The 25840-nt window shown below is 55.3% G+C and carries 13 protein-coding genes; 7 read left to right on the forward strand and 6 right to left on the reverse strand.

What is annotated here, in order from left to right; all coding sequences use genetic code 11:
- The first annotated feature begins 185 nt into the window (after positions 1-185).
- From amrS to KF752_04775, 5 genes are all read left to right on the forward strand, one after another.
- Positions 186-3521, forward strand: a complete 3336-nt coding sequence (gene amrS / locus KF752_04755) for an AmmeMemoRadiSam system radical SAM enzyme (protein MBX3420849.1) — start codon at positions 186-188, stop codon at positions 3519-3521.
- Positions 3522-3853: 332 nt separating this feature from the next.
- Complete coding sequence (locus KF752_04760; GenBank protein MBX3420850.1) at positions 3854-4849, forward strand: J domain-containing protein; 996 nt, start codon at positions 3854-3856, stop codon at positions 4847-4849.
- Between the two features lie 114 nt (positions 4850-4963).
- Positions 4964-5329, forward strand: coding sequence for a ribonuclease P protein component (rnpA, locus tag KF752_04765; GenBank protein MBX3420851.1), 366 nt, complete (start codon positions 4964-4966; stop codon positions 5327-5329).
- A gap of 73 nt (positions 5330-5402) precedes the next feature.
- Positions 5403-7100: a hypothetical protein gene (locus KF752_04770; protein MBX3420852.1), complete on the forward strand. Its 1698-nt coding sequence runs from the start codon at positions 5403-5405 to the stop codon at positions 7098-7100.
- A 349-nt stretch (positions 7101-7449) separates the two neighbouring features.
- Positions 7450-8838, forward strand: coding sequence for a DUF1080 domain-containing protein (locus KF752_04775; protein ID MBX3420853.1), 1389 nt, complete (start codon positions 7450-7452; stop codon positions 8836-8838).
- A 102-nt stretch (positions 8839-8940) separates the two neighbouring features.
- On the opposite strand, the gene KF752_04780 is transcribed toward KF752_04775, so the two are convergent.
- Positions 8941-10128 carry a cysteine desulfurase gene (locus KF752_04780; protein ID MBX3420854.1) on the reverse strand — a complete coding sequence of 396 codons (1188 nt, stop codon included), beginning with the start codon at positions 10126-10128 and terminating at the stop codon, positions 8941-8943.
- 185 nt (positions 10129-10313) lie between these two features.
- Between KF752_04780 and KF752_04785 the strand changes: the two genes are divergently transcribed.
- Both KF752_04785 and KF752_04790 read left to right on the forward strand, forming a co-directional pair.
- Positions 10314-11453 (forward strand): hypothetical protein, encoded by a 1140-nt coding sequence (locus KF752_04785; GenBank protein MBX3420855.1) that lies wholly within the window; start codon positions 10314-10316, stop codon positions 11451-11453.
- 20 nt (positions 11454-11473) lie between these two features.
- On the forward strand, positions 11474-12865 hold the full coding sequence (locus tag KF752_04790) for an MFS transporter (protein MBX3420856.1): 1392 nt from the start codon (positions 11474-11476) through the stop codon (positions 12863-12865).
- Between the two features lie 3 nt (positions 12866-12868).
- On the opposite strand, the gene KF752_04795 is transcribed toward KF752_04790, so the two are convergent.
- From KF752_04795 to KF752_04815, 5 genes are all read right to left on the reverse strand, one after another.
- On the reverse strand, positions 12869-16462 hold the full coding sequence (locus KF752_04795) for a hypothetical protein (protein MBX3420857.1): 3594 nt from the start codon (positions 16460-16462) through the stop codon (positions 12869-12871).
- Positions 16463-16623: 161 nt separating this feature from the next.
- Positions 16624-20070 carry a hypothetical protein gene (locus KF752_04800; GenBank protein MBX3420858.1) on the reverse strand — a complete coding sequence of 1149 codons (3447 nt, stop codon included), beginning with the start codon at positions 20068-20070 and terminating at the stop codon, positions 16624-16626.
- 345 nt (positions 20071-20415) lie between these two features.
- A complete protein-coding gene (locus KF752_04805; GenBank protein ID MBX3420859.1) occupies positions 20416-20640 on the reverse strand; it encodes a hypothetical protein in 225 nt (74 codons plus the stop codon).
- Positions 20604-23912: a hypothetical protein gene (locus tag KF752_04810; GenBank protein MBX3420860.1), complete on the reverse strand. Its 3309-nt coding sequence runs from the start codon at positions 23910-23912 to the stop codon at positions 20604-20606. Before KF752_04810 ends, KF752_04805 begins: the two co-directional genes overlap by 37 nt.
- Positions 23913-24357: 445 nt before the next feature.
- Positions 24358-25758 (reverse strand): UDPGP type 1 family protein, encoded by a 1401-nt coding sequence (locus KF752_04815; GenBank protein ID MBX3420861.1) that lies wholly within the window; start codon positions 25756-25758, stop codon positions 24358-24360.
- Positions 25759-25840: the final 82 nt, after the last annotated feature.

A 25840-nucleotide genomic window follows, 5' to 3' on the forward strand; every position in this document is an offset into this window, starting at 1 on the left:
TTTGCCTGGGAAGAGTCTACGGGCAACTACGGTGGTAGCCGTCTGAACCGAAAATACACGCACTAGAGTGGCTTGTTAACTTTTGGCTACTCGCGCCGATACAATGACCAGTAGTGCCTCCACCTGCCAATTGCCGAACTTTCACGTCCGCAGCACTTTTTTATCTGCCATAGCATTTATCTGCCATGCAGCCAACCAGCGCTAGCAACATATCCGATTGCAGAAGACTGCCCGATGGATCTGCCGAGGCGTCCTGGTGGCGACCTGCTAGCAAAGTGGGGCGGCTGGACTGCTTGCTATGTCCCCGCCAATGTAGTTTGGCTGACGGTGATCGCGGTTTCTGTATTGTGCGCGAAAATCGCGGCGGCCAAATGGTACTTTCCACTTATGGACGCAGTACCGGCTTTTGTATCGATCCGATTGAAAAGAAGCCGCTCAACCATTTCTTTCCCGGCACGGCAGTGCTGAGCTTTGGAACGGCAGGTTGCAATCTGGGCTGCCAGTATTGCCAGAACTGGGATATCTCCAAGTCGCGCGAAATCGAGCGATTGAGCGAGACCGCTGAACCGGAGGCGATTGCTCGAGCCGCTCAGCAAACGGACTGTCTCAGCGTCGCCTTTACCTATAATGACCCGGTAATCTGGGCCGAATACGCCATCGACACGGCGCGCTACTGTCGCCAACTAGGCATCAAGACCGTCGCCGTTACGGCGGGCTATATTTCGCCACCTGCCCGCGAGGCATTCTTTGCATGGATGGACGCAGCCAACGTCGATTTGAAGGCCTTTACCGAACAGTTCTACAGCAAAATCACCTATTCCCATTTGCAGCCGGTGTTGGACACGTTGAGCTACTTGGTACGCGAAACACAGGTGTGGGTCGAGATCACGAATTTGGTGATTCCCGATCTGAACGACGGTCCAGATGAAATGCGTCGGCTTTGCGACTGGATCGTCCAGCAGCTGGGCGACCGAGTACCGATTCATTTTTCGGCGTTTCATCCTGACTTTCGCATGCGAGATCGCGGACGAACTCCTCCTGAAACTTTATTTGCTGCGTATGACATTGCGCGCAGCTCGGGGTTAAAGTTCCCCTACGTTGGCAATATTCACGATGACCAGCGGCAAGCCACCTATTGTCCTGGTTGTTCAGCCCTTCTAATTGAGCGCGACTGGTATCAAGTGGGCGCGTACCACATCGACGTATCGCAGGGAGCCAACAAAGCGCGATGCCCACACTGTCAGGCGTCGGTCGCTGGATGGTTTAACGAACGCAAAGGCACTTGGGGGGCTCAACGACAACCGGTTCGGATGGCGCAGTTTGCCGACGCATCGCCTGCGGCCCAGGCAATTGCCGGGGTTCCCCCCACGGTTCCCATTACCATTTCTTCGTTTCGTCACAACACGATGACAGATTCGTCTGCCAAGGAACTTGACATGGGCACATCACAAGCAGCTTCGGCAACTCCGTCGGCTGGGTTTCCTGTCGGTCAACAATTACTGCGACTGGATCGACTAACGGACGAACAGCGCCAACAGTGCTTGCAGTTGGCCGCCAGCAGCGTGGCCGCAGCCGTCACTGGCCGACCGATCAAGACGCCGGCGGAAGCGATTCACGAAATCGCCGGCTCTCCCGTGACGGGGGCGTTTGTAACGCTAAAACGTGGCTCGATCCTGCGTGGTTGTTGTGGAGTTTTAGGTCAGCCACAGGGCGTCGGCTCGGCAATCAGCAGTGCCGCAATTCGCACGGCCCGCGAAGATCAGCGGATGGCACCCATTTCCGTGTGTGAACTGCCTCATTTGCACCTTGATGTTACGCTCCTGGGCCCGCTGCGCAAGATTGAAGGCCCAAGTTCGGAACGAGCCCAGGCTGTCATCGTCGGCAAGCATGGTTTGCTGATTCAACATGCCGATCGTAGCGGACTGCTGTTGCCATCGGTAGCCATCGAGCGCGGTTGGGATGCCGTACAGTTCTTGCGAGCCGTGTGCAACAAAGCGCAATTGCCTATGGATGCTTGGCAGGACAATGCTGCTGTCGTCATGATTTTCGAGGGCAAAACGATGTCAGACAAGCTCTCAGGCTTGCTGCCCAGCGACTTGCCCACTAGCAGCCCCGCGCCGCTGACGGCAGAGCAGTTGGCCGGTTACGCGCAAGTCGCCTGTCAGAATATCGCCGCGATGGCGACTGGCGGAACGCCCAGCTATGTCATTCCGCACTTGCCAGATACCACAGTTAACGCCATCGTTATGACGTTACAGTGGATTGCCGAAGGCACGCCGACTGACTCTGCCGACATGCAGGTTCAGCAAGGTAACGCAATTCAAGTTTCCTTTCGCCCGGGTCTTCCTGTGCAATCAACGTTGTTTCAGATGTGCCAGCGAGCAGCGGAGCTGTTCGTTCAACGGCGATTCTCCGGGCAATTGACGCTCGGACTGACCATCGGCTTCGATCCAGCCATGCACGGTTACGGCGACAGTGCTGACCTGAATGGAGTCGATACTTCGGCCCGAGCCCTGGTGATATCTGAAGCCAACCATTGCGGCTTTGTGTTCGACGGACAACAATCCGCCCAGCAACTGCTGGCGCGTTTACAAAGCGACCTGCCCATTGGCAGTCGTCAGTCGTCGGTGCATAGCCTGGGTTGTCTATCAACATTACCTCAACTTCTGTGTATCTCGGCCCCCAATGCGCAGCCTGCGAGCGGTGTACGGGCGCCAGCGGTCGCTGGACGTTTTTATCCAGCCGAAGATGCCGCGCGCCGCGCGCTGGTCAATTCTCTGTGCCGCCAGCCGGCTCCGGAAAAGCGTTCGGTCCTGGCCGCTATGGTTCCTCACGCTGGACTGAAATATAGCGGACGCATCGCTGCCCAGGTGTGGCAAAGTATTCAATTGCCTCCAGGTAAAACGATGATCATTGTCTCGCCTAAGCATACTGCGCAAGGTGTCAATTGGGCGGTATGTCCTCAAGATGCATGGGGGCTTTCCAACACCACCACGATCGCCGGCGACAGGCAGTTGTCTGAGCGTCTTGCGCAGAGCATTGATGGTTTTGAGCTGGATGCAGCTGCACACGTCAGCGAACATGGGATCGAAGTTCAATTGCCGTTTCTGGAACGAATCGCACCGACGGCAAAAGTGGTCGGCGTGGCCATGCACGGTGGCAGTTGGCCGGAAATCTTCCAAGCGGCCAAGCAATTAGCGGGCTTCATCCGCCTGCTCGACGACCCGCCTTTGCTGGTCATCTCCAGCGACATGAATCACTATGCCAATGACGAAGAAAACCGGCGCCGCGATCGTCTGGCGCTGGATGCCTTGGCGGCAGGCGAGCCTGAACAATTGATGAGCGTTTGCCGCCGACACGAGATCAGCATGTGCGGCTTGATTCCCGCCGCGCTGATTTTGGAAACGCTACGGCAACTCGGCCATCAACCGCAGGTTGTAGAGCTGGACTACGCAACCAGTGCTGACGTCTCGGGGGACAAGTCCCGGGTGGTCGGCTATGCGGGCCTGTTATTCGTCTAACCACCATTTGGCTGTGAAAAGTGCCGTAAGGGTGCCCCATTGGGCGCTCGGTCGGTATCTTCGATTTACCATCTGCAACCAAAAATGGAATTAAACTCGCGGCTCAGGAAAGTGCAGCCAGGCGACTACCGTTCCGGATTGGCCGATCTGTCTAATCGCTACTTTTGTACTTTGGACCGAACGTACAGGGTGCGGCTGGCCGTCTGGGCTAGTCCTGTTCTAGTCGGCATACCGGTTGCTTGGTAACAATTGTGACTGTCATCATGGCAGTCGGGCAGTTATGCTGATGGTTCAAATGTGTGTTGTTTGAGCAATCGCCTATGACCAAGACCATGGCTCAGGATTACTACAAAATATTAGAAGTCAGCCGCTCTGCGACTCCGGAGGAGATTCAAAAGGCGTATCGACGGTTAGCGCGCAAGTACCATCCGGACCTGAATCCCAACGACAAATCGGCTCAACAGCAGTTTAAGGACGTCCAGCACGCCTACGAAGTGCTGAACGACTCTGAGAAACGCCGTATGTACGACCAGCTGGGACCAGATTTTGAGCGCATGGGTGGTGCCCCATTTGGCGGTAGTAGTCCGTTTGGTGCAGGCGGACCGTTTCAGGGTGCCAGCCCACAAGACTTGGAAAAAATGTTTGGTCGGGACGGCGCGGGAGGCGGCGGCTTTGGCTTTGGTGGCTTTGAGGACTTAATGCGTCAGTTCACCGGTGGTAATGCTGCCGGAGGTCGCGGACGAGCACGGGGTGGCCGAGCCATGGCGCAAGGCACGGACCTCCGCGCCGAACTAGTGGTGTCGTTCAATACCGCCGTCCTGGGAGGCACCGCTGGATTGAACATCATTCGCGGCGGAAAAGAAGAGACGATCCAGTTAAAGATTCCACCCGGCATTACCACTGGCAAAAAGATGCGCGTCCGCGGACAGGGAAATCCCGGTGCAGGTGGTGGCCCTAATGGCGATTTAATCGTCAGTTTGCAGGTCGCACCGCATCCTTTTTTTCAACGCAGCGGAATGAACTTGGAATTGCGGCTGCCCATCACGCTCAAGGAGGCACTGCAAGGTGCTACAGTCGATGTCCCAACACCCAGCGGTACGGTAGCGCTAAAAATTCCACCAGGCAGCAGCGGAGGACGACGATTGCGAGTCAAAGGCCAAGGCGTGCTGAATCCGTCTGGCGCGCCCGGCGACTTGTACGTCGAGCTTCAAATCCGCTTACCCGATCAATTGCTCGACTCAACGAACCGTTCCGATACGCTGTTGCGAGCTGCCAATGAACTAGAATCCATGTATCGGGAGCCGGTCCGTGGCCATATTCAGTGGTGAGTTTTTTGGTAGATATTCGCCAAATGAACATATTGCTCAACCTCACTCACATAGCCGCTGCAATCCAATGGCGGTGTGCATGAACACTGATATCCCCTCACTACACAACTGAGCGTGCGCAAGTCGAACGGTTTTTCGAGGGCTGCTCGCGTGTGTCAGCAGCACCAATTTCAATCCATTTTTCGCCGGGGGTTAGTTGCAACCGACGCGACCTTGATCGTTCACGCGTTGCGGGACTCGGGCATGACTCGTCTGGGTATCAGCATCCCCAAAAAAGTTGGCAATGCCGTGGTTCGCAACCGTTGGAAGCGGCTAATTCGCGAAGCCTTTCGGTTAAACTATGCTCACATTCCAAGCGAACTAGTGATTGTGGTTCGACCTCGCAAAGGCGCCCAGCCTGAGCTGACAACTCTAGCCGAGTCACTGTTTCGACTTACCAATAAATTGTCCCGACGCTCACTGCCCGATCTAATCGACTAAGACAAGTGTTTGGCGATCGCTGGCCAATCGCCCGGTGGACAAAGCTGACCTCCAACAGCGGGGAGATTACGGCGTGCCACAATTGGACATCGCTGAATCTGACAAGACGCCGGGCAAAAACTGGCGACCTGCCACGGTGTTCTTAGCGGCACTACATCAATTGGGCTGGGCTGAAAATATCAGTGCAGAACAGCTTGCCGAACTCCTAACAATACCGGAGTCGATTGAGCCCGCTGGCATCAACCAATACTCGACACCTTCTCTAGCCAATCGCTGTTGGCTAGCACGAGTCACCCAGTGGCAACTTGATGGTCAATGCATCCTCACGCCGCTCGGTCAACAGCGGATAGCATTGCTGTGCGAATGCGGTTGGATCGTTGCGGACGATTGGCCGCGCACGGTCAACGGACTGGCTCAGTGCTGGCTGGGAGAGCGATTCTATATTGCCAAGTCTGGCTTGTTGCAGATTCCGGTAGCTTATACGACTTTCGTTAGCTCGCAACTCGGCCGGAACAAACTTCGATTGCCTGATTGGCCAGAACTTTTAGATCGCGGCCTGAGATGGGTCGCCCGCGATCAACAGCCGGTGTTGCTTGCCAAGGGAACCACGCTATTCGAGGCCACCAAACAGTTCGCGCGTCTTGCGGGGATTCCAGCCATCCAACTGGTTCTGCCCACTGCTTTGCGAAAATCAACAACTACGACCGCCAACTGGCTGGCAGCGACCTTACATCAGTTATCGCGCGCACCTGCTGATGGTATATGCGGGAATTCAGTCTATCTGTCACCTGAGATATCTTGTGAGCAAGTTAATGCCGATTTTGAATGCCTGCCTGTGCAAGATCGAGCCGTGATGTGCTTGGCAGATCGTCTGCTGGTATTTCATATTCGCCCCAATGGCCATGTGGCCAGTTTGCTGGAGCGACGCCTGAAAGATGGTCGCTTTCCAACTGGTAGCGTCTTCCTGCTGATTGCCAAATCCAATCGTGACAACAATTTTCAGGCAAGTGACGCTGATTGGGCTGGTTGGTTGGATCGAGGTGCTGTGGGTTGGCTGGTGCCTCAATCTGACGTGTCATATCTACAAGCTTGGTCCGGCTGTCATGTAGCACAGTCGCTAGAAAATACTTCGGTGCATCAACTATGCCTGCCACTGAGCGAATTGAGCAGTGGCGAGTGTGATGTGGGCTGGCGCTATTTGTCGCATTGCACGCGCGGCACGGCGGGACCGATGCCGGACGAGTCTCGCGAAAGCCACATTATCAGGTTGTGGCAGAACGGTAGAAGCCAACCCGTTCATCCGATGCAGACACTCATGCAGATTTTGCGTGAAGGAAGACTGCGAGCCGCTTCGAGCCTGAACCGCTCCGGACATCCAACCGTCAGCTTGAGTGCCGTGCCATTGCACAAGCTGCTCGAGCGACGTCGGTTTCGACCCCACCTTGGTCGCTGGGACTGGGAACCCTATGGAATCCTGTTCCCGCGAACGGGGCTGCCCCATGCCCAACCGGTGATCTACGGTTCTGAAGCCGACTATGAGAACTTGGCACCTGCCCAACAGGCTTTCTTTCAGCCGGTCGACGGAGTGCAGGACTGGAGCATTGAACAGGAGTGGCGAGTCGTTGGAGACTTGGACTTTCGATTTGCTGCGCTCCATCACTGCGTGTTGGTTTTTGTCCGCAGCCGTCAGGAAGCATTGCATCTTGCGCGGCGATTCTCCTACCCGGTAGCTTGGGTCGACTCGTCGAAATTTGATCGCTGCTCGCGCTAAACGCTATTCGCACAGGTGGTGGGTCGGCGTGGGCTGAGCAAGTCGCATGGGGACAACCGCTGGCCGTTTTCAGACTCTTCGGATATTACAACCAACCGGCGCTGGAGCGGCTGGTCCCACCTTACCAATCTGGTGACGATTACGAAATTGGCTATCCGCCATGAGGCCCTGTGGTCAGGCCACGACCGGAATTCTGCGAGTATAATGGGCGGTCGTCGGTGGCGCGCCATAGCCACTCAGAATCCACGACAACCCCTAGCGATTGCAAGGGCGGGCGGCTTTTGCAAGAGTCATCACCCCCAAGTACTTTACTATAAGGACACCGTTAATGCTCGCTCGATCACCTGGAATGTCAATCTCGTGCTCTTGCGAGCAGGCCGCTGTATGGGGTGGCAGACCGTGTAAGATGGCCGAGGCAATATCTGCGGGGTTCGACGTTGGCTGGATGTCTGCTGCACTGCGCGGTTTGGCGCTGTGTCTAATTGTGTGGATATTGTGCAACGCCAGTCTGGCTCAAGACCCACCGACTGGATTCACGGCGATTTTCAACGGTCATAACCTGGATGGTTGGCATGGCTGCCCACATGTAGATCCGCGTAAATGGGATTCGATCGACCAAGACAAGCGCTCGCAATGGAATGCGGATATGCGGCAGCACTGGACGATACGAGATAATGCACTGGTCAATGATGGGCATGGAGTGTACCTAACCACGGACAAAGAATATGGCGACATTGAATTGCTGTTGGAATACAAGACGGTGCCACTGGCCGACAGTGGTATCTATCTGCGAGCCACCCCGCAGGTGCAGATTTGGGACAGCACAGAAGAAGCTAAGTTCAACATTGGTGCCAACAAAGGTAGCGGTGGCTTGTGGAACAACAGCCCCGGAACTGCTGGCAAAGACCCGTTGACGTTAGCCGACAAACCGTTTGGGCAATGGAATCAATTCCGTATTCTGCAAATCGGTGCCCGCACCAGCGTATGGCTCAATGATCATCTGGTTGTCGATCATGCCATCATGGAGAATTTCTGGGATCGTAAGCTGCCTCTGATGCGTAGCGGCAAAATTCAACTACAAACTCACGGTGGCGAGATTCAGTGGCGCAACATCTTTGTACGCGAAATTGGGGCTGACGAAGCCAACAACTATTTGGCCAAACGCAGTGGCCAAGGATTTACCGCACTTTTTAATGGCCAGGACCTCAGCGGCTGGGCTGGAGCAACAAGTAACTACGAAGTCATCGACGGAACCATCCGCTGTAAGTCGGGGCGGGGTGGGGTATTACATACCGTGGATGACTATGCCGACTACGATGTCCACCTAGAGTTTTTATTGCCTGCTGGCGGCAATAATGGCTTGGCTATCCGTTATCCAGGTACCGGCGATGCTGCCTATCAAGGCATGTGCGAGCTGCAGATTCTGGATAACGACGCGCCTCAGTATGATAAGTTGGACTCGCGACAATACCACGGATCAGCCTACGGTATGGCTGCCGCCCATCGAGGCTACTTACGCCCCACCGGCCAGTGGAACTATCAGCATGTGAGCGTTCACGGAACGATGATCCGCGTGGAACTTAATGGCACCGTCATCCTGGATACGGACTTGAGCCAGATAAGCGATTACCTGGAGGGCAAGCCACATCCCGGCAAGGATTTGACCACCGGCAAATTCGGATTTGCCGGACACAGTGACCCCGTGCAATTCCGTAATATCGCCATTCGCCGACACTAGTGCGCCGCGCACAGTAGCTATGCGCCAAAGCGTGGTGGCAGCCCGGTCGGTACTGCCAGATCCACCGTCTGGCGACGGCAGCTACAACAGAGCGTGTGAAAATTACCGAGTCAACGATAATTTTCGCGCCACGCGAACGATGATCTCCACCGCTTGGTCGATCTCTGTGGCTGTCGTCATGCGTGACAAGCTAAATCGCAATGAACTATCAACGCGAGATGCATCTAACCCCATAGATTGCAACGTTGGCGAAGGTCGACCGCTGCCGCTAGCGCAAGCTGAACCGGTACTACATGCTACACCCGCCAAATCCAGGGCCATCTGCATGGCTTGGCGATCGATGCCAACGAAGGCAATGTTGGATGTTTGTGGTAATCGCCATTCAGGCTGACCATTGACCTGGGCTTGACCGAGCTGTGCAAGCAAATTCGCTTCGAACCGATCTCTCAGTCGCGCTACTTGCTGGTAGACCCCGGTGCGCCGAGCCCGATCGGCGACCTCCAGTGTCTTGGCCATTCCTACAGCCAGCGCCACCGGTTCCGTGCCGGCACGCCAACCCAACTGCTGTCCGCCACCGACCAGGATCGGCTGAAGCTGGGAAGGCGATCGAGTCACCAGCGCACCGATGCCTACGGGACCGTGAACTTTGTGTGCCGCCAGCGTGATCGACGATACCCCCAGGGCGGTCATGTCAAAGTCAAGCTTGCCAACGGCTTGTGTGATATCGCTGTGTACCGGCACGTCGTATTGGCTGCACAATTGCACGATCGCCGCCAAATCATTCAGCACACCCGTTTCATTGTTGGCCAACATCAAACTGACCAAAGCCACCCGGTGATACCGGTCGCGACCGCTGTAAATATCGTTTAACCACTGCGACAGTTGTGGCAGATCATAACGGCCGCTGGCCAGCCCAGGCAACAGACGCACCGGATTGGCACACAACGAGGGCTGACCAGCGGCCATCAGTAGGCTGGGATGCTCCATGGCACCGACAATCACCAGGTCTTGGGCTGACGGAGCCTGCAGACGCAGCGCCAGATTGTTGGCTTCGGTCCCGCCACTGGTGAGTATTACCTGGGGGCTATCCATTCCTTGATATGGCGCACCGAGATACTGCAAAATCGTTGATCTTGCGTTCTCTAGCAGATGCAAGGCTTGCCGTCCGAGCCGATGCTGACTGGCCGGATTGGCTAGTCCAGGCAGTTGAAGCTGCGACATACAACCGGCCACCTCGGAATCGAGATAACTGGTGGCATTGTTGTCTAAGTAAATTTGTACAGGCTGCATGTGCCGAGTGCCAAAAATATGCGTTGCGGGTTGCAAGGCATTTTATTGTATGCCAGTCCGTCCAGCCTCCCAGTCGTTTTGCAATTCCCGCACCGATGTGGCATACTCTGTGCATCCAAGTTGACGAACTAATGTAATGGCGCCCTCTAACTGACTCACATTCAGCTACCCGCACTGAAGAATTGATGAACATCACGGCCATCGAGACATTTGCGACACGCATACCACTTAAGCCCGAATACCGCATGATCTCGGCATTGGGACAACACCATGTTTCTCAGTATGTGTTGGTCAAAGTAACTACCGATAGCGGTCTATTTGGCGTTGGTGAGGCGACAGTAATGCCGCGCTGGAGCGGCGAGACGGTGTGGGGGGCTAAAGCCCTCATCGACTGCGTATTAGCGCCGGTTGTCCTGGGTTGCGACATCCAGGACCTGGAGGAACTGGACCGGCGCATGGATGCCCTGGCAGCCGACAATTGGTTTGCGAAATCGGCCATTGAAATGGCTGTGTGGGACATCGCTGGCAAAGCAGCCCACCAGCCGGTATATGAACTGCTGGGAGGAGCGGTTCGATCGACCACGATCCGCAGTCGCTTCTCTCTGGGGGCCTATCCTCCCGAGATTGCGGCGCAGCGAGCTGTTGAAAGGGTTCAGGCGGGTTTTGACACGATCAAAGTCAAAGTCGGCACCGATCCACTCACCGATGTCAGTCGCGTGCTGGCGGTACGCAAGGCTGTCGGTTCACAAATCACACTGACAGTCGATGCCAATGGTGGTTGGGATCTGGAACAGGCGCTGTGGTGCTTGAAGCGCTTGGAAGACTGCCATGTGGAGTGGGTCGAACAACCACTGCCGCGCCGCAATTTCAATCAGCTGCGGCAGCTTCGCCAGCAGACAGGCTGCCGCATCTTGGCAGACGAGAGTTGCTTTGATGAAGTGGAAGCCCGCGAGCTGATAGCCGGCGGCTGCTGTGATGCACTTTCGATATACCCTGGCAAGAACGGTGGCATTCGCAAGGCACGGAAGATTGCTCTGTTGGCAGAACAGCATGGCCTGCCCTGCACAATTGGATCCAATTTGGAGTGGGACATTGCGACGGCTGCAATGCTGCATCTGGTCGTCGCTACTGCCAATCTGCAGGTCGAACAAATTCCGGGCGACTGCTTAGGGCCAAGCTACCACGCGTATTCAATCGTACGACAGCCGCTAACGATCGAAGGTCCACGGACCAGCCTGAGCAGGCAGGCTGGGTTGGGAATCGACGTTGACTGGGATGTAGTGTTCCAGCATCCTGCGTCGACCAATCCGACAACAGGTGAGTAATACAAGTGGACAGGGAATTGATGACCAACAGCACTAGACGCAATCCGTACCAATCCGAACCAACGACAATCGTCAATGGAGGGTCGACGTCTGCGCCTACGAACATCCGCTGGCACATCTTTGCGCTGGCCTGCGGTGCGTCGTTCTTGCTGTACCTGCATCGTTATAGTTGGAATGTGGTCGGCCCGAAATTGCAGGAACAGTTCGCATTCAGCCACACCCAAGTCGCCCTACTGTTTTCATTGTTCTACTACACCTATGCCAGCGGACAAATACCCAGTGGCGTGATCATCGACCGCTTCGGACCTCATCGCTTCCTGAGCCTCATGATCTTAGCCTGGTCTGCAGCCATGACGGCGATCGCGCACACGCAGAATATGTTGCTGCTGGGCATATGTCGTTTGACATTTGGGGCAGCGCAGGCGGGTTGCTATCCGGCGCTGGCGCAGGTGACGCGACGTTGGTTTCCGGCCAATCGACGCACGCTCTTGCAAGGCTGGATCGCAACCACGTTTGGCCGAAGCGGTGGAGCCATGTCCCCGATCATCATTGGCTCGCTACTGATGGGTTGGTGCGGTCTAAACTGGCAAACGGCCATCTCGGTACTAGGTGGACTAGGCGCGATCTATGCACTCGTCTTTTGGAAACTGTTTCGCAATTCACCCGCCGAACATTGCGGTGTTAACCGTTCCGAATGTGCGCTGATCTCCGAAGGTGCGCCAACGGACGAAAACTCAGCTTCACCTGGCCCCACAGTATTGCCGCTGAAAGTAGCCGCGCGGAATGTCAGCCTACGATTCTTTGTGGTTCAACAATTCCTGGATGCAGGCTCTGATGTGGCCTTTGTATCATTGATTGGAGCCTACTTTCTGCAGGCTCGCGGAATGGACATTGCCACAACTGGCTGGCTGGCCAGTTTACCACTATGGGGTGGTGCCTTGGGAGGCATTGTCGGTGGCTGGCTGAATGATCGACTGATCCATGCTACAGGCAGTCGTCGCTGGTCGCGGAGCGGCGTGGGCTGCATTGGCAAAATTCTGGGCTGCCTGATGTTGCTATTGGTCTCTGCGCAAACTACCAGCCAGGCTGCCGCCCTGTGTTTGCTAGCCGCCAAATTCTTCAGCGACTGGAGTCAGCCGACCACCTGGGGAGCATGTACGGACATGGGAGGGCGCTTTAGCGCGACCCTCTTTAGCATCATCAACACTGCAGGCACTTCGGGCGGAATCACCATGCCCATCGTCTTCGGAGGATTGCTGGACTGGTTTACGACCTCGACCGAAGTCCATCAAGTTATCGTCAGCACTACCAACTGGCAGCCACTGTTCTATCTACTGTCGGCGATGTACTTGGCTAGCGGACTATGTTGGCTCATGGTCGATTGCACTCGACGCATCGAAGCCGCTGACTGATGACTATGGCACCGTGATGTTGGTTAATTGAGCCGAGATATTGCTGCGCATGGCGGTAATGTCTGCGAATGAGACCAATCCATTTTTGTCGATATCTAAGTTGTGGCTCGACGCTACAACTTGACTCAACTGTGAACGGATCTGGGTAATGTCCGTAAATGAGACGGTGTAAATACCGTCTTCGGGCCCAGTTGTTTCACCGAGTAGGTGCCCGACGTAAAACACCTCGTCATGCTGAAGTCCGGTGTTGGCTGTGGCATGAACCGTAATGCGTAACCAACGATTGACAATCGCATTGTCCGTCCAGGAAATAGTGACTTGATCCGGCGAACCTTGCGTAACGACTATTGACGATGGAGCAGGAGCAATCGTCCAATGAGGCGGCGGATTGGTGCCCTGATTGAACGCCCCTTGTGGGCTGACCTGGAATGTAAAATCTGCTGACGATAATGCACCGGGAATTGCCAAGCCTGCTATGTCAAATCCAATACCGTTCAAACCTGTGGCGGTATTGGTCAAATGGTTCATTCCCAAGATTGTTGGCGTTCCGGTGGCACGATGCAGCGTCTTGACAGCATCGATGGCCGATCCGCTGCCGGTCCAGCCGTTGTGAACGACAAAGCCGCCCACGACTTCGGTGCAAGGGCTGATGCCGAAACTGGTCGGATCATTCGGATCACTACAGTTGAGAATCTCCTGATAGTCCAAATATCCGTCCATGTCGCGATCAAGCGCCAAGCGATAGCCGGTACCGCTGGGCACGATGGTGAATGTCGCTGTGTGGCCATTACCGGTACCGCCGAGGATCTCGGCCAGCGTCGCATTGGGCTGGCCGATGTTATCCCACTGATAAGAATTGCTGCCACGATACAGCAGGCCTCGCGACCCGGCCGGTCCGTGCGTCTTACAGATCAACTCCAGTCGCGATGTCGCATCTACCGCTGAGATCAATGAATTGATTCGAGTAGTGCTGTGCGAGGGATGGGTGATTGTTACTTGCTGCCCTACGCCTGCGTGACTATCTTTGCTGGGAACGCCCGGCGGCTCTAGGGCTATTGTTCCGTTGTTAGCGATCAAACTCCCATTGGCTTCACGGAAGTCCGAGCCAGCCCACGACAGTAGCAGCGCCACCATATTGGCGATCTGCTGGTCGGAAGTAAACAGAAACGCTGGATTGCCAATGAAATCGGCGATCGAAGCCACATTGCCATCGTGCATGTGACCAAAGCCATGCGTGCTTGTGCTGCCAGGTCTCATGCGAAATCCAACGCGTTCATAAATGTTCCGTAGATGCGCAACTTTGAGCGTATTCTGCATCGGTCCGGGAACGTCGCTGACCCCCATCATCAACAAGTGGTTTTCGTTGTTTGGACCGCGCGCAATGGGCTGCCAAGCATTCGACACCCAGCGACGATCGGTACTGCCACCGGTTGGCAAGACATGGCAGGATACGCAGGCAAACAGCTGCTGATCGAGACGGCTACCGAGATCTTTGTTACGATACTGCGCTAAGCCCGCAACCGCGTTTCCAGCCGGCAGTGGAGCACCGGCCGCAAGCGTAAAGCGGCCAGTTGCAAAATGTCCTGTCAGCGGAAGATTTGTGGGTAAAGTATTGTCGATGTTACGAAACGGATTGGGCGGGAAGTGCATCGTCGCCAAATGCGCTTTGAACTCTGCCATTTCTGAAGTAGTCAGCAAGCTGGCTCGCCCCTGCAATTCATGAAAAGCGCCATTAAACTCTTCGATCCCAAATCGGTCGCCTCGCCAGTGCAACGGTTCATGTCCGATGATGTCCTGCAAAGTTTGCGTCAGCATCGGTCCCTTCATCGGATGGAAGTCCGTGAGAATGCCGGTTCCCAGCTTTTGGTTACCCAGTGGAAATCCCAATGGAACGGTGAATGAATCATTGCGGTTGAGATTTCTAGTCGCTAACGAGACCTTGGCTCCAGAAGGATTGCCCAAGTCCCAAGACAGTCGATCCATGCGTCCATCCACGTGGCAAGAAGCACAAGAAATCTGCCCAACGGCGGAGCTGTGCTGGGTGTCATACAGGTGCTTGCGCCCGATGCGAATTGCGGTAGGCGTCGGATCAAAATAATCGACCGTATCCACTAGGCTGCCCAAATTTATGTCGATCACAGAAATGGACCCTTGGAAACGATTCTGCACGTACAATCGACCACGTGCTTCATCCAATACCAAGCCCACAGGACCAGGCTGGACCGCAATCACCGGACCAACGCGCTGACCGCTGCTATTGATGCTGACGATGTTGTTGGAACCCATACCGGCAATGTATGCCACTGATCCATCCGACTTCCATTTGACTGAGCGCGGATCACCAACAGCCGTGGCTCGCTGATGATCCGGCAATTGCGAGCCCGTGAACTGCGCCATCAGGCTGGCATTCAGATCGCTGCGCCCCGTCGCCTGCAGATTGATCGGATTGGCAAACGCCGCGACGACATCAATGAACTTAGCCGATATGTTCGGCTCAAAACGCAACTCGTTGTGGGCCTCGGTACCAACCACAGTTACATTGCCAGACACTGGATTGACATCCAAGGCCATACACAGATTCATCAGATCGCTGACATAACCAACTTGCAGCGTATTAACCGACACCACGCCTAAATCGTGATCCACCAAATTCCAGCCAGGATACCGGCCCGACATATCCGCATTGGCACCGCTAACAAACTGCGTCCAGTCGGCACCCGTATCATCCCGCCATGCGCCCTGACTATCTTGCCGAACAATCAATGACACTTTGGGCGGCGTACCGGCAGCCAGATTTTGAGCCGGGATGAAGCCGCCGCCGGCGTTGGGAGGAGGATTGACTCCGCCATAAGGTCCGTTGGTTCTGCGCAGCACATCGGGGGGAAAGTTAATGATCGAGCTACCGGGGTCCGACATGCCGCCAGATAGAATCGTCGTTCGATTGCCCGAATGGAAAAACGCCACATACACCTGCCCGCCATCGGGACTAACCGCCAGTGCCCGAGGATTATTGCCTTGTAACGCAACCTCTGTCGGAACCGCTACCAAGTCGGCTGGGTTAAACACCTGTATCAAATGCGGAAAGCCACAGGACACAAAGGCGCGTTGCGGCGACCCAGCAAAGACCACATCCTGTGGATCATCGCGCGTCAACAGCGTCGCGCTGACGGTGCGCTGAGCAACATCGATGATCGACACGCTGTCGGAAAGATTGTTTACCACCCATAGTTCGTTGTTAGTACGAAATCGCACACTAACCGGTTCCAGACCCACAGGGATACTGGCATTCCATTCCGGACTGCCGCCCGCGAGAGAGTACAGTTCTATGCGCATGTCCGGCGTGTTGACGGCGGCTAAATAGCCACCATTGGGGCTCATGTCCATGGCATGGACCGGAGCAATCTCATAGTTCACGAAACTGGCTGGTTGTACTTGAGCTTGAGCGACAGGCAGCATTACCAACAGAGCCAACCCCAAAGCACGTACTGAATAAGACACTCTTCGCATTCCCTGTGTGAACAAGTGGACCACGGCAGGCTGACATCCCGGATTGTCCATGATAATCAATGCATCCTGGACGTGGGAAGTTTTCGTCATTCCGCTGGCTCAGATGTCCCGGATTTGTGGCCGACTTCAGGTAAGTGAGTTGATCTGAGGCGGGCGGCCAAGACGAATATACCGATAGCTGCCTTCACCAGAGTGTGGCAGCCCACCTCAACCACCGCCTGGCGACAGCAGCAACCAAGGGGTTGCTCGGCTTACTGGACCGTGATATTGGTTAACTGAGTGCTCACACTGGATCTCATGGCCGTAATATCAGCAAAGGAGACCAACCCATCCTTGTTGATATCCAAAACGCTACTGGCTGGCACAACTTGGCTCACCGCCGCTCGAATGGGTGTGATATCTGCGAAGGATACCGTATAGACACCGTCAGCCGCGCCGGTCACCTCGCCACACAGGTGTCCGATATACAGCACTTGGTCGCTCGGCAAACCCGTTCTCGAGGTCGCCCTGACTGTTATCTGTAACCATCGATTAGTGATCGAACCATTGGGCCACGTGAAAACAATTCGGTCTGGCGAGCCCGGCGTGACTACCACGGACGATGGCGCTGGTGCAGCTGCCCAGACACTGGGCGGATTTGCGCTTTCGCTGAACGCGCCCTGGGGACTCATACGGAACGTAAAGTCGCCAATCTGGACTCCACCAGGATTGGCCAAACCAGCTACCTCGATCTCCATTCCATTTAGCCCCGCCGCTGAATTGGTCAAATTGACCAGCCCCAATGTTGTCGGCGTGCCATTGGCGAGATGCCCTGTCTTGCCGGCGTCTACGGACGATCCACCGCCAGACCAACTGCTGTGAACAGCGTGGCTAGCAACCAAGCTCGAACAGACATTGGAGCTGCCAAAGCTGCTGGGATCATCCGGATCGGTGCAGTTGAGCAACTCCTGGTAATCCATGAATCCATCCAAATCCCGGTCGCGGCCCAACCGCTGGCCGGTTCCAGCCGGTACGATGGTAAACGTTACCGATTTGCCACTGCCCGTGTTGGCTACCAACGCCGCCTGTGAGACCGCTGACTCCGTAGGGTGATCCGGCAGGAAGTTGCCGCCCTGCAACAAATAGCCCCGGGGATGTCCGCCGCCCTGCGTCTTGGCAATCAACTGCACACGAGTCGAGGCATTAACTGCAGCGACCATGGAATTGAGTCGTGTTTGGCTGTGCGTTGGACTGGTGATCGTTTCCTGCTGACCCACACCCGCGTGACTATCTTTACTAAAGACTCCCGGTGGCTCCAACTGTACCGTACCGTTGTTGACAATCAAATTGCCGCTGTTATCGCGAAAATCCGAACCGGACCAGGACATCATCAAGGCAACCATATTGGCTATCTGCTGATCCGATATGAAGAAAAATGCTGATAAGTTAAGGAAATCAGTGATGGAGGGAGTACTCCCATCGTGACCGTGACCAAAACCGTGCAGACTGGAGGTACCGGGCCGCACATTGAATCCAACCCGCTCAAAAATATTGCGTAGGTGCGGAACTTTAAAAGTGTTCTGAACCGGTGGGGCAACATCGCTGACACCCATGAGCACCAATTGATTTTCATTGTTGGGACCGCGAGGGATTAGTTGCCACACGTTGTTCGAAAATACCCTGTCGGTGCTGTCGCCACCGGGCAAAGTATGACAAGTTACACAAGCAATATTACCTCGGTCGAGGCGATTGACTTGGTTTCGATACTGCGCCAATCCCGATACGGCATTCCCAGCGGGCAGAGGCGCTCCAGCTTCAAGGGAAAAGCGACCGGTGGCAAAATGCCCACCCAGATTTAGGCTCGTGGGCAACGTATTGTCGATGTTACGAAAAGGGTTGGGCGGGAAGTGGAGCGTCGCCAAAAACGCCTTGAACTCGCCCATCTCGGCGTTCGTCAAGACCGTCGCTCGACCCTGCAACTCATGAAAGGCGTCATTGAACTCTTCGATGCCAAAGCGATCGCCGCGCCAGTGCAACGGTTCATGATCGATAATGTCTTGCAGCGTCTGGGTCAGCAGCGGACCTTTCATCGGATGAAAATCCGTCATGGTGGCACCGCCGGAAATACTGGTGTTCAAGGTGCGAGATGACAACAAAACTTTGTTACCCGCAGGATTGCCCAGATCCCAAGAAAGACGATCCATGCGCCCATCCACATGGCATGACGCACAGGCAATCTGGCCAATCGCCGAACTATGCTGCGTGTCGTACAAGTGCTTGCGACCCGTTCGAATCACAGTCGGCGTCGGATCAAAATAACTGACAAGCGACGTTTCGGTATTGGAGCTCAAATCAACCACCGAGATCGATCCGTGAAAGCGATTCTGCACATACAACTTGCCACGAGCTTCATCCAGCGCCAGACCAACCGGACCGGGGCGAACAGGAATTGCCGAGCCAATCCGCTGCCCGCTACCGTCAATTTTCACGACGTTATTGGAGCCCATCCCCGCAATGTATCCCACCGCTCCATCGGCCGACCATTTGATCGCACGTGGATCACCCAACGCTGTGGCCCGCAAGGTTGGCGACAACTGAGTGCCGGTAAACTGAGCTACTAAATCTGCATTCAAATCGGTATGGCTGGTAGCTTGAAATGTCAACGGATTGGCCGTGGCCGCTACTACGTCAATGAACTCGGCTTGAATCACGGGTTCAAACCGTATTTCGTTATGCGCTTCGGTGCCAACCACGGTCACCTGACCGGAAGCCGGATTGACATCTACCGCCATGCAGATATTCATCAAATCGCTGATGTAGTTCACACTCAAACTGTTGGCATCGACCACAGCCAAATCGTGATCCAATACTGTCCAGCCAGGGTAGCGGCCAGACTGAGTCGCGCTGGCACCGCTGACAAAGGGTGTCCAGTTGGCGCCAGTGTCATCCCTCCATACTCCTGAGCTGTCCTGGCGTACAATCAACGACACCTTGGGAGGAGTGCCGGCGGCGGTGTTGCGCAGTGGATTGAAGACAGTGCCGGCGTTGGGCGGCGGGTTGACTCCACTATGTGGACCAGCATTATTGGTCACGATGTCTGGCGGAAAATTGGCGATGTTGCTACCGGGAGCCGAAACACCGCCGGACAGAATCGTGGTGCGATTGCCGGAATGGAAGAAGGCTACGTACACCTTGGTGCCATCGGGACTGACCGCCAAGGCCCGCGGATTATTGCCTTGTAGCACAATATTGCTGGGGGCAGCAGCTAGATTGGCCGGATTAAACACCTGCAAGGTGTGCGGAAAGCCGCACGACACAAATGCACGCTGCGGCGAACCAGCAAACACTACATCGTAAGGATCGTTCAGCGTCGCCAACGTCGCCGTGACACGCTGCTCAGAGATGCTGATTACCGATATCGTATCCGATACGTTATTGACCACCCACAATTCATCATTGCTGCGAAAACGTACGCTGGTCGGCTCCATGCCCACCGCAATGCTGACCCACTTCTGCGGTCCGCCCGCATCCAGCGTAAACAACTCCACCCGCATGTCCGGCGTGTTGACCGCCGCCAGCACGTTGCCATCGGGACTCATGGTCAACGCATGTATCGGCGCGATCTCATAGTTGACAAAGTTCGCCAACGGCACCTGCGCTTGCGCCACAGGCAACATTACTATCAGGCCAAGCCCCAGGGCACATATCGAACAACGCATTCTGCTGATTCCTTAAACTAATAATTGGACATAAGCAATTTGTCGGAACACGTGCTGACGTTTGGTAGCTACGCTCGCCAGAGCCTAGTTTTTAGCTACGCTCACCAGAGCGTGGATTGTTGTTTGCCAAACTAACTCCGCTGCAATTCTGGTGAGCTGTCGCAAACCGGATCAAACACGCCCAAGATTCTTGGGTGGTATCTGTATATTCTGATCCGTGCCAGACTAGCTTACCTCGCTCTGCTTGTCCCACCCTACAAATACTAAAACTACAGCGTCAGCCACAGGAATTCACACCTGTTGACTGACGCTGCGAATCACCTCTGTGCTATCACCAACCCGGCGTTACTGCACCGTGATGCTGGGCAACTGAGTCCCCACATTGGATCGCATGGCTGTGATGTCAGCAAACGATACCAGGCCATCTTTGTTGATGTCCAAGATGCTACTGGATGGTACATCTTGGCCCACCGCTGCGCGGATCGGCGAGATGTCCGCAAACGACACCGTGAACGAACCATCTGACGGACCCGTCACCTCGCCACACAAGTGCCCAATGTACAGCACCACATCGCTCTGCAATCCTGTCTTGGAGTCGCCTTGACCGTGATTTGCAACCAACGATTGGTGATCGCACCATCTGCCCACGTAATCACCACTCGATCCGGCGAGCCCGGCGTGACCACCACCGACGTTGGTATTGGAGCAGCAGCCCAACCGCTGGGCGGATTGGCACCCTCGTCAAACACCCCCTGTGGACTAATGCGGAACGTAAAATCCGCAGCATTGACTGCGCCAGGACTAGCCAAGCCAGCTACCTCTATCTCCATCCCATTGAGACCAGCCGCTGAATTGGTCAAATTAGCTAGACCTAACGTGGCCGGAGTACCGTTGGCGCGATGTGCTGACTTGCCGGCATCAACTGCTGGGCCACCTCCGGACCATCCGCTGTGACGGGCCTTACTGGCCACAAAGCTTGAGCAGACGCTTGAGCTACCAAAGCTGCTGGCATCATCCGGATCGGTACAATTGAGGAACTCCTGGTGATCCAGAAAGCCGTCTAGATCTCGGTCGCGACCGAGTCGCTGGCCGGTACCAGCCGGTACCAGCGTAAATGTAATTGACTTTCCATTACCGCTTAACGCCACCAACTGAGCCTGGCTAAGCGATGATTCCCCCACATTATCCGGTAGAAAACTACCGCTCTGAAACAGGTAACCACGAGGTCGTCCACCGCCCTGCGTCTTGGCAATCAACTGCAAGCGGTTTGAGTCGCCGACCGCTGAAACCAAAGCATTCAACCGTGTCTGACTTTGGGTCGGACTGAGAATCGTTTCTTGTTGGCCCACACCCGCGTGGCTGTCCTTACTCGGAACGCCAGGCGGCTCAAGCGCATCACTATTGTTGTTGACGATCAAAGCTCCATTCGTCTGCCGGAAATCCGAACCGGCCCACGAAAGTATCAGCGCTACCATGTTGGAGATCTCTTGGTCGGTATTGAAGAGAAACGCGGGATTACCGATAAAGTCAGCTATCGAAGCGACGTTTCCATCATGCATGTGACCAAAGCCATGCAGGCTGGGAGTGCCAGGACGCATATGAAAGCCAACCCTTTCATAAATGTTGCGCAAATGGGCGACCTTCAAAGTATTGTTGATAACGCCGGATACATCGCTGACCCCCATAAGCAACAGGCGGTTCTCGTTATTCGGTCCGCGGGCGATAGCCTGCCAAGCGTTCGAAGCCCAGCGCCGGTCAGTACTGCCACCAGTAGGCAAAACGTGGCAAGTGACACAGGCGAATGCCTGCTGATCCAGGCGACTGCCGATAGTCTTGTTGCGATACTGCGTCAATCCAGTCACAGCGTTGCCTGGATCGAGCGGTGCACCGGCAGCTTTATTGAAGCGGCCAGTGGCAAAGTGCCCTGGCAGTGGCAAATTCGTAGGCAACCGATTGGTGAGCGTGCGAAATGGATTCGGCGGGAAAGTCATTGTGGCCAACATCGCCTTGAACTCGGCCATCTCGGTCGTGGTCAAACCGGTAGACCTTCCTTGTAGCTCATGAAAGGCACCATTGAAGTCCTCAATACCAAAACGATCGCCGCGCCAGTGCAAAGGCTCATGATTAATAATGTCCTGTAGCGTTTGCGTCAGCATCGGCCCCTTCATCGGATGGAAGTGGGTCAGATTACCCGTGCCGATTTTTTGGTTTAGGCCCAAGCCTAACGGAATCGTGAAACTATCATTTCGGTTAACAGCATACCTGGCACCAAGATTATCCGTGTTTCCAGCTGGATTGCCTAAGTCCCACGAAAGTCGATCCATGCGACCGTCTATGTGACACGAAGCGCAAGCGATCTGCCCAACTCCCGAACTGTGCTGCGTGTCATATAAATGCTTACGCCCCGTACGAATAATAGTCGGAGTCGGATCAAAATAAGTCACCAGCGAAGCTTCGCTGCTCGAGTCCAGATCAACTACCGAGATCGAACCGTGAAAACGGTTGAGCACGTAGAGTTTGCCGCGAGCTTCATCCAATGCCAAACCTGCCGGTCCCGTACGAACTGGAATGACCGAGCCGATGCGCTGTCCACTCGCATTGATCTGCAGGACGTTATTTGAACCCATGCCGGCGATATAACCGACCGAGCCATCAGACGACCATTTAATTGAACGCGGATCGCCCAGCGCAGTGGCTCGCAACGCTGGCGACAAAGCGGTACCCGTAAACTGCGCTACCAAGCTGGCATTCAAATCCGTGCGGCTGGTAGCTTGGAGAGTACTGGGATTGGCGAAAGCGGCCACGACATCAATGAATGTTCCCTGAATATTTGGCTCAAATCGAATCTCATTGTGCGCCTCAGTACCCACCACGGTGACTTGACCAGAGGCAGGATTGACGTCCAAGGCCATATTAAGATTCATTAAGTCGCTGATGTAGCCGGTTACAGCCTGAGTATTGGCATTCACGACAGCCACATCATGATCCAGCAAGGTCCAACCGGGATAGCGACCCGAGAAGTCCGCATTTGCGCCACTGACAAACTGCGTCCAATTGGCACCGGTGTCATCGCGCCACTGGCCCTGGCTATCTTGCTTGGCGATCATTGAAACTTTAGGGGGCGTTCCAGCGCCGTTATTGCGAGGCGGACTGAAGACATTGCCTGCGTTGGGCGGCGGATTCACACCACCGTGGGGCCCCTCAACTCGTCGAACCACATCGGGCGGAAAATTGATGATCGCACTGCCGGGATCAGACATTCCACCGGACAGGATCGTGGTTCTGTTGCCCGCATGGAAGAAAGCCACATACACGTTCGAGCCATCAGGACTAACCGCCAGAGCGCGTGGATTATTTCCCAGCAGCGATATGCTTGTGGGTGCAGCGGCTAGATTCGCAGGATTGAATACCTGCAGCGTGCGCGGAAATCCGCAAGACACAAACGCTCGCAGCGGCGAACCGGCAAAGACTACGTCATGGGGATCGTTCAGAGTGGCCAAGGTCGCCGTAACTCGCTGCTGAGAAACGGAAATCACCGAAATCGTGTCCGAAACATTGTTGACGACCCACAACTCGTCGTTGGTGCGGAAACGCACACTGGTCGGCTCTAGCCCAACTGGAATACTAACCCACTTTTCGGGTCCATTTGTATCCAGCGTGAATAGTTCAACCCGCATATCTGGCGTGTTGACGGCAGCTAGCAAATTGCCATCCGGACTCATGGTCATCGCATGAATCGGCGCTATCTCGTAATTGACAAAGTTCGCTGGCGGCACCTGAGCTTTGGCGGCGGGCAGTAGCACAGTCAGGACAAGCCCAAGGGCACGAAGCGAGTGATGCATATTTCTGACTTACCTTGCGGGCTGATTCTAGCGTGAGGGGAAACCAAACAACACCAACTCCCTGACCGCAGTTCGCAGACATCCTCAAACGCGAACGCAGACCAGCTACACAAGTGACGTGCTCAGGCTATTTGGACGCAAAAGCGGGGCGGCGCGCGCCCGCTACGGGTGCGAGTATAGCCGAAACGGGAATACATTACAACGATTTTGCGGGGAAAGACCTCACAAACGCTCAGTTGCGGCGGATTCGTTACCTTAGCCTCAGAGCATTACCCGACTCCAGGCGGGTCGAAAACTTGTCAATATCTCGATTGTGGGCTCTCAGACTGCCGCTCAAAATCGAACGAATTGCCTGACAAAAGCGACTTTCTAGACCATCTCCCACAACAGCGGCTTGAATCCGGCACGATTCGGCCCCGCTTCTGACGACTTCAACACACTCTCTTTAACACAAAAAAGTATCAGCAGAAAAATGAACGGGCTCGGATAGTTTGGCGGCTACTTCGGCCGCATCCAGCGCCCAAGTTGGGCTGATTTCCACCTTCACGCCGGGCGCGATTGTTCCTCCGGCAGCTTCGACCCAGCGGCGATGTTGGGCCAACAAGGCCGCTTGGCAATGTTCAGGGGTATCGACTTCGGCGCCGCTGGCATTCTTGAGCGGAGCAAAAACGTCGCTGGAACAACCTTCCACAACGATTGCCTGGTCGGCCATGGGCAGTAGATCGAATACAAACCGCTCGAACTTGAGTGCGTTGGCCACCGCTGGCTCAAGCGCACAGCCCTGCCAGTCAACAGCAGCTACTTTCTTGATGGCCCGATGGAAGGGCAAGCCCGTTGGGCTGGCGGCCACATTCTGCAGAAACTGACGATCGAAAACATGAATTGCTATGTTACCCGCCCACAACTCAAGCCGTCCGTCCAGCGACTTCCGTTCTGCCAACTCAGCGGGCAAGTCGCTGTACTCGATAATGTGTACTCGACCCTGTAGCGCGACGACGTTTCCCACCTTTTCATGAGCGAACCGCTTCTGCACCACCTGTGTGGTCATTTGGCTGCCGGTCAGAATGTGATAGCCCATCAGCAGCGGATCGCACAGCTGGGCCAACGGATTGTCAACTTGCGCGTAATACAAGTAGTCGATCCCGCGCTCCTGAGCCGCCTGAAGGCATCCGGCGCGTTGTAGAGCCTGCAGCAGTCCTCCATGACCGTCTGGACTGAGCGCCAGCGAGGACTTGGATTCCATCAGCACCTTACCGGTCTTGGCGTCCACGGCCGGCATCGTCCCTTGGCAAAAAATGGACACTTGATCCTGTGCCAGACCAAACTCTTGATGCTGAGCAAAATACTGCCGCGTCTGCTGGTCGGTGGCTGGACTAGTCATGATATACAGTGGTATCTGCGTTCCATACCGCCTGGAAACTGCCAGCAGTCGATGACAATGCATCTGAAACAGAGTCCGACCGCTGACCGGGCCGATGGGAAACATGCCTTTGGGTTGATCGAAGCCCAGGCGGGTTCCCTGACCACCGGCCACCAGGATCATGCCCACGCGCCCAGCGCGCAGGGCTTGCTCGCCGGCCGCGCGTGCTTCCACAGGCGAGATCCGAGGTTGCGCATCGTCCAGGAGAATTGCGGGGGGCGGCTGAATCTGATCAGCTACGGCAAGCCAGTCGATGGCTGCTTGGTCACAACGGTGAATCAGCTCATCGAGTTGCTGCCAGTCGACCTGCGCCAATTGCTGGAGCAGATGGTCGCATTGCGACTGCGTGAGCTGGTCAACAAAATCCAGCACATGGGACTGATTGTATCGCTGCACAGTCGCTGCGATGGGAGTATCCTTGCACATCACTGGCTCACCATCACTTCTGAAACCTCAAATCGCAACAAACCATCAACTTTCAGATTGAACATAGGCGCTGCTTGCCCTA

The organism is Pirellulaceae bacterium, from assembly GCA_019636385.1.
Taxonomy (GTDB): domain Bacteria; phylum Planctomycetota; class Planctomycetia; order Pirellulales; family Pirellulaceae; genus Aureliella.

Excerpts from the sequence above, each read along its gene's own strand:
- amrS (MBX3420849.1), top strand. The coding sequence starts at position 186 with ATGCAGCCAACCAGCGCTAGCAACATATCCGATTGCAGAAGACTGCCC.
- KF752_04760 (MBX3420850.1), top strand. The coding sequence starts at position 3,854 with ATGGCTCAGGATTACTACAAAATATTAGAAGTCAGCCGCTCTGCGACT.
- KF752_04775 (MBX3420853.1), top strand. The coding sequence starts at position 7,450 with ATGTCAATCTCGTGCTCTTGCGAGCAGGCCGCTGTATGGGGTGGCAGA.
- KF752_04780 (MBX3420854.1), bottom strand. The coding sequence starts at position 10,128 with ATGCAGCCTGTACAAATTTACTTAGACAACAATGCCACCAGTTATCTC.
- KF752_04785 (MBX3420855.1), top strand. The coding sequence starts at position 10,314 with ATGAACATCACGGCCATCGAGACATTTGCGACACGCATACCACTTAAG.
- KF752_04790 (MBX3420856.1), top strand. The coding sequence starts at position 11,474 with ATGACCAACAGCACTAGACGCAATCCGTACCAATCCGAACCAACGACA.
- KF752_04795 (MBX3420857.1), bottom strand. The coding sequence starts at position 16,462 with ATGACGAAAACTTCCCACGTCCAGGATGCATTGATTATCATGGACAAT.
- KF752_04800 (MBX3420858.1), bottom strand. The coding sequence starts at position 20,070 with ATGCGTTGTTCGATATGTGCCCTGGGGCTTGGCCTGATAGTAATGTTG.
- KF752_04810 (MBX3420860.1), bottom strand. The coding sequence starts at position 23,912 with ATGCATCACTCGCTTCGTGCCCTTGGGCTTGTCCTGACTGTGCTACTG.
- KF752_04815 (MBX3420861.1), bottom strand. The coding sequence starts at position 25,758 with ATGTGCAAGGATACTCCCATCGCAGCGACTGTGCAGCGATACAATCAG.